We start from the raw sequence: 10,478 nt of genomic DNA, 5'->3' as shown, positions 1-10,478 counted from the left end.
CAGTAACTAACGGCAGGATCGTTCGCCGAAACAGCTCGGCATCTCCAACTGCGATATCCCTGCGGAATGACGGAGACCTGACCATGACCATCTCCCGCGAACAGGACGTCACCCCCGCCGTGCTGGCGGTGATGGAGCAGACCTCCAACCCGCGGCTGCGCGAGATCATGGTGTCGCTGATCAGGCACCTGCACGGCTTCGTCCGCGACGTCCGACTCACTGAGGCCGAATTCCGCGAGGCCGCCGCTGTTATCGCCGAGCTGGGACAGCGGACCAACGACACGCACAATGAAGTCGTGCTGATGGCCGGCTCACTCGGCGTTTCGCCGCTGGTCTGCCTGCTCAACAATGGCGATGGCGGCAACACCGAGACGGCGCAGTCGCTGCTCGGCCCGTTCTGGCGGCTGAACTCCCCGCGCACCGAAAACGGCGGCTCGATCCTGCGCTCGGCGACGCCGGGCCCTGCGCTGTTCGTGCACGGGCGCGTTGTCGATCCAAATGGCGCGCCGGTCGCCGGCGCCGAGGTCGATGTCTGGCATGCGTCGCCGGTCGGCTATTACGAGAACCAGGATCCCGAACAGGCCGACATGAATCTGCGCGGCAAGTTCACCACCGATGAAGACGGCCGCTTCTGGTTTCGCTCGGTGATGATGGTCGGCTATCCCATTCCGACCGACGGCGTCGTCGGCCGTCTCCTGAAGGCGCAGGGCCGCCATCCCTATCGTCCCGCGCATCTGCATGCGCTGATCGTCAAGCAAGGCTACAAGGTCCTGATCTCGCAGGTCTACGACCCCAACGACCCGCACATCGACAGCGACGTCCAGTTCGGCGTCACACGCGCTCTGCTCGGCAACTTCATCCGCCACGACGAACCGCATCCGACCGAGCCCGACGTCACCGCGCCCTGGTACTCGCTCGACCACGTCTACCGCATGGAGTCCGGTGACACCGTGTTGCCGCGCGCGCCGATCAAGTAGCGCGTCGCAACATCCATGTTAGTGTAGGCGCAGCTGCAACCCTGAAGGGACGCTGCGCGCATGTCCTCAACCGACATATCCTCTACCGACGTGTCTTCCGCCGACTTGCCGTCCGCCGCCGCGCCCGGTGCCTTGACGTCCACCATGCGCGAGGCGGGCGTGCTCGTGTCCGGCGCGGTGACGAACGTCTCCGTCATCAGCGACCGGTCGATGCTGGTCTCGCGCATCATCCGTCTTGGCCTGACCTATGGCGGTGCTGCGCCGGATGCGCCGAAGACGCTGATCCTCAAGCTGCCGCTGCCGGCCTTTGCCAAGACGATGTGGCACGACGGCCGCCACGAGGTCACCTTCTATCGCGAGCTGGCGCGGATGATGCCGACGCGCCTGGTGCCCGGCTGCTACGGGGGCGCCTTCGACGAAGACGAAACCACCTGGCATCTGCTGCTGGAGGATCTCACCGACACCCATCAGACCGCGACGCAATGGCCGCTGCCGCCGAGCGTGCCGCACGCCGAAGCGATCGTGCGTGCGCTGGCGCGGCTGCATGCGGCGTGGTGGGACGACCCGCGGCTCGGCGTGACCATCGGCAGCCTCGCGACGCCGGAGGACACCACGAAGCACAGCGGGCTCTTTGCCGGCCACTACCAGCGCTTCGCCGATCTGCTCGGCGACCGCTTGAGCGCGGAGCGGCGCGCCGTCTATGATCGCTTCATCGCGGCGTCGCCGCGGCTGTTGCAGCGCTATCACGCGCGGCGGAATCTCAGCATCGCGCATGGCGATGCGCATGTCTGGAACTTCCTGGTCCCGTTGGCCGCAGGCGACAACGACGTGCGCGCGTTCGATTTCGACCGGTGGCGGATCAACGTGCCGGCGCACGATCTCGCCTACATGATCGCGCTGCACCAGTATCCCGAGCGCCGCGCCGTGATCGAGCGGCCGCTGCTCGACTGCTATCATCGGACATTGGTCGCGCACGGCGTCGCCGGCTACGACCGCGCGGCGCTCGACGCGGACTATCGCTTTGCCGTGCTGTGGCACATCACCAAGCCGGTTTGGCAATGGACGGTCAACATCCCGCCAGTGATTTGGTGGAATCATCTCGAGCGCATCTTCCTTGCGGTCGATGACCTTGGCTGCCGCGAACTGCTCGACTGATCGCGCGCATTCCCGGAATGCTTGCACGCAAGCGGCGAGCCTGCGTCGTGTTGCACGGGACTGCGACGCATTTGCTCCCGACGTCAGCCGCTCTCTTAACGATCACCGGAGATTGTTCAGCCGTCCACCAAACGCCCGACCGGATCGGCGCGACATATCGGCATGAGCAGGGTGTTCTTCGTGGTCACCGAAAGCTGCGGTCCTCTCCGACGGCCGGGAAGCTTGTCAAAGCACGTAAACTGTGCTTTTATGTTCCTCATGGCCGGAATCTCCTATGATCAGGCTGTTCGCTATCGTCTCCTGTTGTCCCCGGAGGCGCGGGACGCGATCGAGGCGACGTTCGCCGACTATGCCCGGATGATGGACATGCTCGACGAGATCGCCGCGGCGAAGGGCATCGGCGCCAATCTCGTCGCCCTGCACGGCCATGCCTATGAGCCGATCCGCAAGGCGACGCGGCTGCCGTCGCGCCTGGTGACGCTCGGCCTGCGCGACCGCATGGCCTATCGCGCCGCCTCGAACCCAAGGCTGCCGCTCGACGACCGATTGGTGAATGTCAGGGATGCCGGCACGCTGTCGCTCGGCACCGCGCTCGGCCGTTTCACCATCCCGTTCGAGGTCCGGGGTTATGAATCGGGCTGGACGCACGCGACGCCGGCGCAGCTCGTCCGCACCAATGATGGTGACTTCGAAGTCCATTTCGGCGTCACCGCGACCTCACACGCTCATATCCGCCCAACTCTCAGCCCACGAAAGGACAACGTCATGCTCGCCGAACACGCGCCGGCTCCCGACACGCTCCTGTCACGCGCCGGGCGGCTCATCGCCGGGATCGCCTATGGTGCGATCGAGAAGGCCGAGGACAACAACAAGGTTGCGCTGGTCAGGCAGGCGATCCGCGAGATCGAGCAGGCGGAGCGCGAGTCGCGCGACAGCCTCGCGTCCGCGCGCGCCGAGGAATACCGGCTGAACGCGCGTCGCGCCGAAATCGAGCGCGAGACGGCTGCGCTTGCGGAGCAGATCCACCTCGCCATCGCCGAGAACCGCGACGATCTCGCCCGCGCCGGCATCGCCCGGCAGATGGACCTCGAAGCCCAGTTCGAGGTGCTGTCGAAGGCGATCGACGAGAATGCGGAGCGCGTCGACGCGGTGCTGACGAGCCTGCGCGCGATCCTGTCGAGCCTGCAGGATGCGCAAGCGCGTCTCGCCGAGCTCGAGCGCAGCGAAGCGATGGCCAGGCAGCCGACAGCCGCCGCGCGCAAGGGCGAGGATGCCGGCCTCGCCAAGGCTACGCGTGCGTCGCGGGCGATCGCGCGCGCCACCGGTGTGCCGGAGGGCATCCCGCCGTCACCCGACATCGACGAACTCTCGAAGCTGAAGCGCGACAAGGACATTGCCGAGCGGCTGGCGCGACTGAAGTCGCAGCATTGAGCGGGCAGGGGCGCAACGTCCCATGACCATCATCGACCATTTCATGCAGCCCGAGGTGCGGCCGTTCGCGGTCGCCGCCGTGATGATCGTGCTGGTCGGCGGCGTCGAGGTCGGCTCGATGCTGATCGGCCTCTCGGTCAGCGAGCTGCTGGGCCAGAGCTTTGACCTCGGCCATGATGCCGGCGATACCAGCCTCGGTCATGTCCTGTCCTGGATCAATGTCGGCGGCGTACCGCTGATGATCTGCATCCTGCTCGGGCTCGGCATCTTCTCGATCTCCGGCTTTCTGCTGCAGGACGCCGCGCATCTCGTCGGACTGCCGCTGCCCGCACCGGCGGCGGGCGTGCTCGCCGCGGTCGTCACCGTGCCGCTGCTGCGCAGCTCGACGCGACATGTCGCGCGGCTCGTGCCGCAGGATGAAAGCTATGCCGTCGATCTCGCCGACCTCGTCGGCCGCACCGGCGAGGTCGCGGTCGGTCCGCTCGATGGCGGGCTGCCCGGCCGCGTCCGCGTCAAGGACGTCCATGGCAATTGGCACACGGTCACCGCCACGGCCGCGCCCGGCTCGCCGGCGCTGCCGAAGGGGGCCGCGGTTCTGCTCGTCGACCGCAAGGACGGCCGCTTCCTCGCGATCGCGGCCGCCGACGAGCTCACGGACTCTCACAAATCCTCAACCCGAAAGTAGCTCCCATGTTTGATCTGGTTCTGCCCGCATCAATCGGCGTCGTGCTGCTGGTCGTTCTCGGCACCGTGTTCGCCGTTCTCTACCATCGCTCGACCCGTGACGAGGCCTTCGTCCGCACCGGCATGGGCGGCAAGAAGGTCGTGCTCGACGGCGGCGCCGTGGTGCTGCCGATCTTCCACTCGATCGCCCGCGTCAACCTGAAGACGCTGCGGCTGCGCGTCGAGCGCTCCAAGAAGGATTCCCTGATCACCAAGGACCGCATGCGCGTCGACATCGACGCCGAGTTCTATGTCCGCGTGAAGCCCGACGTAGATTCGATCGCGCTCGCCGCGCAGACGCTCGGCGCCGTCACCAACAATGCCGAGCTGCTGCGCGACCAGGTCGAGGCCAAGTTCGTCGACGGCCTGCGTTCGGTCGCAGCCACGATGGAGTTGTTGGATCTGCAGGAGAAGCGCTCGGATTTCGTCAAGCACGTCCAGGCCGCGGTCGAGGCCGACGTGCAGTCGAACGGCCTGGAGCTGGAATCGGTCTCGCTGACCAAGCTCGACCAGACCGACATCTCGTTCTTCAACGCCGAGAACTTCTTTGACGCCGAGGGCCTGACGCGGCTGAAGACCATCACCGAGACCCGCCGCCGCGACCGCAACGCGATCGTGCGCGACAACGAGGTGGCGATCGCGCAGAAGGATCTGCAGGCCCGGCAGCAGACGCTCGAGATCGAGCGGACCAAGAAGGAGGCCGAGCTCAGCCAGGAGCGCGACATCGCCAACAAGACGGCGAGCACCCGCGCCGAGGTCGCAAGCGCGACGCAGACGGCGCGCCTGACCGAGGAGGCCGCGCGAATCGATACGGATCAGGCTGTCGCGCAGAAGGAGGCCGAGGCGCGCAAGCAGAAGGAGACGGCGGTGATCGAATCCAATCTCGCCATCAACCGCCGCAAGACCGACGCCGATCGCGAGATCCAGCTCGCGACCCAGGACAACGACATCCAGATCGCGGCCAAGAGCAAGGAAACCTCCGAGGCCCGCGCCGTCGCCAAGCAGGCCGAAGCGCTGGCGGTGGCTGCGGAGGAAAAGGTGACGACCGCACGCGCGATCGAGATCGCCGACCGCGAGCGCCAGACCGCGGTGATGTCCGCGCGCAAGGAGGCCGAGCAGCGCTCCACCGGTATCACGGTGGCGGCGGAAGCCGAGAAGCGCGCCGCGGTCGATCGCGGCGAGGCGGCCAAGACGCTCGCCGAGGCGGAGGCGCAGGCCAACAAGATCAAGGCCGCCGGCGTGCGCGAGATCGGCGAGGCCGAGGCCGCGGTGATCCTGTTGAAGAACGAGGCGCAGAACAAGCTCGGCAGCAACGTGATCGATTTCGAGCTCGCCAAGCAGCGCATCGCCACCATGCCGGCCGCGCTCGGCGAGATGGTCAAGCCGATCGCCAACCTCAAGGACGTCCGTATCCTGCACACCGGCGGCGCCTTCGGCGGCAACGGCAATGGCAACGGTATCGGCGGCGGCAATGTCGGCTTCGGCGAAGGCCTCGCCGGCGAGCTCTTGCGCGTGCATGCGCTGAAGCCGCTGATCGACGAGATCCTGGTACAGTCCGGCTTCAAGCCGGGCGACGACCCGGTGCAGGCGCTGGCCGGCGTGATCATGCCGAAGCCGGAGGCGAAGACCGCCAACGGCGCCGCCACGATCGAGCCGCTCCCGGTCTCGGCGCCGTCGCCGTAGTCGGGCGTGGTCGCCGCGATGGCGCGTCATTCTCCGCTGTCGTCCCGGCGCACGCCGGGACCGATAACCATCGGCGGAAATGTGGCGCGGAAAGTTCAACGATCAGCGTGCCTCAAGATAAATCACGCGGTATGGATCCCGGCGTTCGCCGGGACGACAGCGGAAGGTGGGGCTGGCAGCGAGGGCAAGCCAATGCTGACGCGCGGCTCATCCCGGGACGTCGCGACCGGCGAGAACAGATCCATGGCGTGCGCGGGAAAAATTCCCCGGGGCTGGGGGGCGGCGCTGGAGGAGCCACCGCCCCCGCCCGGCACATCACGAGTGGGGCGCTCATGAGGTGCAGTCCCTGCGCGCAACTCATACGCAGAGCACCGAGTGGGGTGAGCTAAAGATAGCCGGATGCGCGCCGGATTGAAGTTACAAATCCATCACGTGGCGGTCACTCTTTTGCTACTCCCGCCACACTGCGTCCGAACAGCGCACGCATTTTCCGCGGCGGGAACATTCATCTTGGATTAACTACTCTATCACCGCGTGATCGGCCGGCGCGGACTGCTGGCGCAGCGCCGTGCGCGTCGAGCCGATCATCACCGCGAGCGGGATCGACACCAGGATGAACGTCATCACCAGCTGGTAGTCGTGCGAGAAGGCCAGGATCTGCGCCTGCACGTTGACCATGGCATCGGCCATCGCGCGCCCGGCATCGGTGGAGAGGTTCAGCAGTCCGGCGACGTTGGGCATCTGCAGAGCGTGATTGAACGGGTTGATGTGCTCGACCAGGATCGCATGGTTCCGGCGCGCGCCCTGGGTGAGCTGCGCGATGGCGATGGAAATGCCGATCGAGCTGGCGACATTGCGCACCAGCGTCAGCATCGAGGTTCCGTCGGTGCGCAGCGCGCCCGGCAGCGTCAGGAACGCCACGGTCGAGAGCGGCACGAAGACCAGGCCGAAGCCGAAGCCCTGCATGATGCTGATGGTGACGATCTCGGGCACGCCGGTCTGGTCGGTCCAGCCGGTCATCTGGAACAGCGACAGCGCCGTCAGCGACAGCCCGACGATGATCAGCGTGCGTGCCTCGATGTAGCGCAAGAGCCGCCCGACCAGCATCATCGCCACGAAAGTGCCGCAGCCGCGGGTCGCGAGCAGCACGCCGGCGGTGATGATGGGATAGCCGATGACGTTCTGCAGATAGGGCGAGGACAGCGCCATGGTCGAGAACAGCACCAGGCCCATGACGGTCATGAACACGCAGCCGCCGACGAAATTGCGGTCCTTGAACAGCGCGAACTGGATGAACGGCCGCTTGGTGGTCAGCGAATGCGCCAGGAAGTAGTAGAAGCCGACAGCCGCGACGATGAACTCGATGATGATCTCGTTGCTCTCCAGCCAGCCCTGGTCCTCGCCGCGGTCGAGCGCGATCTGCAGCGAGCCGATGCCGATGGCGAGCGCGACGAAGCCGAACCAGTCGAAGGTCAGTTCGGCGTTCGGCCTGGTCTCCTCCATGAACGCCATCAGCCCGAGCACGGTGACGGCGCCGAACGGCAGATTGACGAAGAACACCCAGTGCCAGGAATAGGTCTCGGTCAGCCACGCGCCCAGCGACGGCCCCATGATCGGGCCGAGCATCACGCCCATGCCCCAGATCGCCATCGCCTTGGCGCGCTCGTGCAGCGCGTAGGAGTCGAGCATCACCGCCTGGGACAGCGGCACCAGCGAGGCGCCGAATACGCCCTGCAGCAGGCGGAACAGCACCATCTGGGTGATGTCCTGCGCCAGCCCGCACATCACCGAGGCGATGGTGAAGCCGGCCGAGCAGATGATGAAGGTGCGCTTGCGGCCGAAGCGGTTGGCGATCCATCCCACCGGCGCGGTCATGATCGCGGCCGCGACGATGTAGGAGGTCAGCACCCAGTTGATCTGGTCCTGCGACGCCGACAGCGTGCCCTGCATGTAGGGCAGCGCGACGTTGGCGATGGTGGTGTCGAGCGCCTGCATGATCGTCGCCGTCATGGCGCAGATCGTCACCATGTTCCGGCGCAGGCCGGGAACCGCGGATGAGACTGCCGGCGCGGTCATCGCGCTACTCGTCCTTGTTCGCAGCGTGCGCCGATCCGAACAGGCCGGCGAGCGTGCGCTCGTGCCCGGTGTCGATCGACACGTTGACGCTCATGCCGGCCTTCAGCCTGGCGACGAACTTGTCATTCTTGTCGAAATAGATCCGCACCGGCACGCGCTGCACCACCTTGACGAAATTGCCGGTCGCGTTCTGCGGCGGCAGGATCGCGAACTGCGCGCCGGTGCCCGGCGACAGCGAGCCGACCGTGCCCTTGAAGCGGTGGTTGGGGAAGGCGTCGACGTCGAGCTCGACCGGCTGGCCGACCGCGACATAGGTGAAGTCGCTCTCCTTCGGATTGGCATCGACCCAGGGATTGCTGATGTCGATCACCGAGAACACCGGCGTGCCCGCGGCGACGAAGCGGCCGAGCTGGATCTGGTCGACCTGGGTGGCGATGCCCGGCATCGGCGCGCGCAAGGTGGTGTGGTCGAGGTCGCGCTGCGCCTCCTCGAGCTTGGCCTTGGCCTGGACATAGGGCGGGAACTGCTCGAGCGGCAGCTCGGGATTGCCGAGCAGCTGCGTCCTGGCGTTCGACAGCTGCTGCTTGATGAACTGCGCCTGCGCGCCGGCGGTCACCAGCGCGTTGGCGGCGTTGTCGAGATCGAGCTGCGAGCCGAAATTGTTCTTGGCGAGCGTCTGCTTGCGCTCGACGTCCTTCTGCTTGAGGTCGATGCCCTGGTTGGCGAGGTCGAGCATCTGGCCGTAGATCTTGATGTTGGCGACGAGATTGTCGTACGCGGTCCGCGCCTGTTCCAGCGCCGCCTTGGCCTGGTCGACCGCGAGCCGGTAGGGCACGGCGTCGATCTCGAACAGCTCGTCGCCCTTCTGCACCTGCTGGCCTTCCTTCACCAGCACCTTGACGATCTTGCCGGAGATGTCAGGCGTGATGAGCACCTTCTGCGCGCCGACATAGGCGTCGTCGGTCGTCACGTAGCGGCCGCCGTTGAGATAGAGCACGAAGCCGCCGATCGCGGCCAGCAGCGGCAGCACGACCAGCAGCAGCGTGCGGCGATAGCGGCGCAGGACCCCGGGACGCTTCGGCTTCGCGGCAGCGGCGGCCGGCGGCGCCGCGTCCGGGCTGGCTTTCTGTTCGGGGGCGAGTTTCAGGGCGGGCTCAGCCATAGCGCTGCTCCTTTCGCTGCTCGTCGCAGAGCGACTGCAGGGCGTTCCTCACATTGTCCTTGATGGTCTCGAGCTGGGCCGTCAGTCGCTCGGCGTCCGCGGCACTGATGCCGTCCAGCGCGGTCGCGGTGATCTCGCCGCGCAGCACCGCGAGCTTGGCGAGCAGCGGGCGCGCGGCCTTCCGCAGATACAGCCGGTTGACGCGGCGGTCGGTGTCGTCGCCGCGGCGCTCGATCAGCCCGGCATCGGCGAGCTTGTCGATCAGCCGCGTCAGCGTGATCGGCTGCATCTCCATCTGCTCGGCCAGCTCCGACTGCTTCATCCCCTCGTTGCGCTCGACCTTGGCGAGCACCGCCCATTGCGCCCGGGTCATGCCGAAGCGCGCCGCCTCCTTGTCGGCATAGGCGCGCACCAGGCGCTGCAGCTCGCCGAGCGTAAACAGAAAATTCACGTCCACGGACGTGCGGGTCATGGCGGGTCTCGATTCGGGAACGGAGGGGAAGCTGAGCCTGGTCTGCAATAAGTCTCGTATATGATAAGCAAGCTTATGAATTTTTCATGCCGAAACTGTCGCGCATCCGCTCCGACCGGAACGCATGGCTCGGCCGCGCCCTTTGGCGAGCGGGCCCGGAAATGCTAGATTGTCGACAATGACCGTCGCAAAACCCATCTTTCCGGCGCCCGACCACGACCATGGCCGTTGCACGGCCGACGCCCTCGACCATGCCGAGCGGGTCTGCGCCCAGCGCGGCCAGAAGTTCACGCCGCAGCGCCGCCAGGTGCTGGAGGCGCTGCTGTCGAGCCACCGGCCGCTCGGCGCCTATGAGATCATCGAGGAACTCGCCAAGGTCGCGGCGCGGCCGGCACCGATCACGGTGTATCGCGCGCTCGAGTTCCTGATGGCGAACGGCCTGGTGCACCGCATCGAAAGCCGCAACGCGTTCCTTGCCTGCGCCCATGACCATGAGCAGACCGCGCTGGTCGCGTTCCTGATCTGCGAGAGCTGCGGCGCAGTCGGCGAGGTTCCCGCCGCGCCGATCGCGGAAAGCCTGAAGAGCGCCGCCGCCGCATCGGGCTTCCTGCCGAAGATGTCGGTCGTCGAGATCACCGGTCTCTGCGCGCATTGCCAGACGCCGGCGTGAGGTCAGTCACTGCCGGGCAGCTGCACAGACGTCACTGCTGTGGTCAGCGACGGCAGCGCCCTCCCNGGACGCGATCGCATAAGGCGCCTATAGAGCTATCCGGACGGCAGTCCGCTGATTTGTTACTCC

At 66.6% G+C, this 10,478-nt stretch carries 9 protein-coding genes; 6 read left to right on the top strand and 3 right to left on the bottom strand.

The features are described 5' to 3' along the window. Positions 1-83 precede the first annotated feature (83 nt). The 5 genes from BRAS3809_RS25070 to BRAS3809_RS25050 all read left to right on the top strand — a co-directional run bounded on the left by BRAS3809_RS25070 (position 84) and on the right by BRAS3809_RS25050 (position 5,969). Positions 84-977 (top strand): dioxygenase family protein, encoded by an 894-nt coding sequence (locus tag BRAS3809_RS25070; protein ID WP_008964827.1) that lies wholly within the window; start codon positions 84-86, stop codon positions 975-977. A gap of 144 nt (positions 978-1,121) precedes the next feature. Then, positions 1,122-2,132, top strand: a complete 1,011-nt coding sequence (locus tag BRAS3809_RS25065) for a phosphotransferase (RefSeq protein WP_008964826.1) — start codon at positions 1,122-1,124, stop codon at positions 2,130-2,132. Between the two features lie 249 nt (positions 2,133-2,381). Then, positions 2,382-3,563: a PspA/IM30 family protein gene (locus BRAS3809_RS25060; protein WP_008964825.1), complete on the top strand. Its 1,182-nt coding sequence runs from the start codon at positions 2,382-2,384 to the stop codon at positions 3,561-3,563. A 22-nt stretch (positions 3,564-3,585) separates the two neighbouring features. Next, complete coding sequence (locus BRAS3809_RS25055; RefSeq protein ID WP_008964824.1) at positions 3,586-4,248, top strand: OB-fold-containig protein; 663 nt, start codon at positions 3,586-3,588, stop codon at positions 4,246-4,248. Positions 4,249-4,253: 5 nt separating this feature from the next. Next, positions 4,254-5,969 (top strand): flotillin family protein, encoded by a 1,716-nt coding sequence (locus BRAS3809_RS25050; protein WP_008964823.1) that lies wholly within the window; start codon positions 4,254-4,256, stop codon positions 5,967-5,969. A gap of 519 nt (positions 5,970-6,488) precedes the next feature. On the opposite strand, the gene BRAS3809_RS25045 is transcribed toward BRAS3809_RS25050, so the two are convergent. Genes BRAS3809_RS25045 through BRAS3809_RS25035 form a run of 3 tightly spaced genes read right to left on the bottom strand, consistent with a single transcriptional unit; the run spans position 6,489 to position 9,679 of the window. Next, the gene (locus tag BRAS3809_RS25045; protein WP_035658370.1) at positions 6,489-8,045 is read right to left on the bottom strand and encodes a DHA2 family efflux MFS transporter permease subunit; all 1,557 of its coding nucleotides are present in this window, start codon (positions 8,043-8,045) and stop codon (positions 6,489-6,491) included. A 4-nt stretch (positions 8,046-8,049) separates the two neighbouring features. Beyond that, positions 8,050-9,207, bottom strand: coding sequence for an HlyD family secretion protein (locus BRAS3809_RS25040; protein WP_008964821.1), 1,158 nt, complete (start codon positions 9,205-9,207; stop codon positions 8,050-8,052). Further along, complete coding sequence (locus BRAS3809_RS25035) at positions 9,200-9,679, bottom strand: MarR family winged helix-turn-helix transcriptional regulator (protein WP_008964820.1); 480 nt, start codon at positions 9,677-9,679, stop codon at positions 9,200-9,202. The genes BRAS3809_RS25040 and BRAS3809_RS25035 overlap by 8 nt, the downstream gene beginning before the upstream one ends. A gap of 178 nt (positions 9,680-9,857) precedes the next feature. On the opposite strand from BRAS3809_RS25035, the gene BRAS3809_RS25030 reads away from it, so the two are divergent. Then, on the top strand, positions 9,858-10,349 hold the full coding sequence (locus tag BRAS3809_RS25030) for a Fur family transcriptional regulator (protein WP_008964819.1): 492 nt from the start codon (positions 9,858-9,860) through the stop codon (positions 10,347-10,349). Positions 10,350-10,478: the final 129 nt, after the last annotated feature.

The organism is Bradyrhizobium sp. STM 3809 (assembly GCF_000239795.1).
Lineage (GTDB): Bacteria > Pseudomonadota > Alphaproteobacteria > Rhizobiales > Xanthobacteraceae > Bradyrhizobium.
Note: the sequence above shows the minus strand (reverse complement) of the source record. Positions and strands in the feature narration are given on the sequence as shown.

Bases quoted from the DNA above. Each gene is read 5' to 3' on its own strand.
- BRAS3809_RS25070 (WP_008964827.1), top strand. From the start codon at position 84: ATGACCATCTCCCGCGAACAGGACGTCACCCCCGCCGTGCTGGCGGTG.
- BRAS3809_RS25065 (WP_008964826.1), top strand. From the start codon at position 1,122: ATGCGCGAGGCGGGCGTGCTCGTGTCCGGCGCGGTGACGAACGTCTCC.
- BRAS3809_RS25060 (WP_008964825.1), top strand. From the start codon at position 2,382: ATGTTCCTCATGGCCGGAATCTCCTATGATCAGGCTGTTCGCTATCGT.
- BRAS3809_RS25055 (WP_008964824.1), top strand. From the start codon at position 3,586: ATGACCATCATCGACCATTTCATGCAGCCCGAGGTGCGGCCGTTCGCG.
- BRAS3809_RS25050 (WP_008964823.1), top strand. From the start codon at position 4,254: ATGTTTGATCTGGTTCTGCCCGCATCAATCGGCGTCGTGCTGCTGGTC.
- BRAS3809_RS25045 (WP_035658370.1), bottom strand. From the start codon at position 8,045: ATGACCGCGCCGGCAGTCTCATCCGCGGTTCCCGGCCTGCGCCGGAAC.
- BRAS3809_RS25040 (WP_008964821.1), bottom strand. From the start codon at position 9,207: ATGGCTGAGCCCGCCCTGAAACTCGCCCCCGAACAGAAAGCCAGCCCG.
- BRAS3809_RS25035 (WP_008964820.1), bottom strand. From the start codon at position 9,679: ATGACCCGCACGTCCGTGGACGTGAATTTTCTGTTTACGCTCGGCGAG.
- BRAS3809_RS25030 (WP_008964819.1), top strand. From the start codon at position 9,858: ATGACCGTCGCAAAACCCATCTTTCCGGCGCCCGACCACGACCATGGC.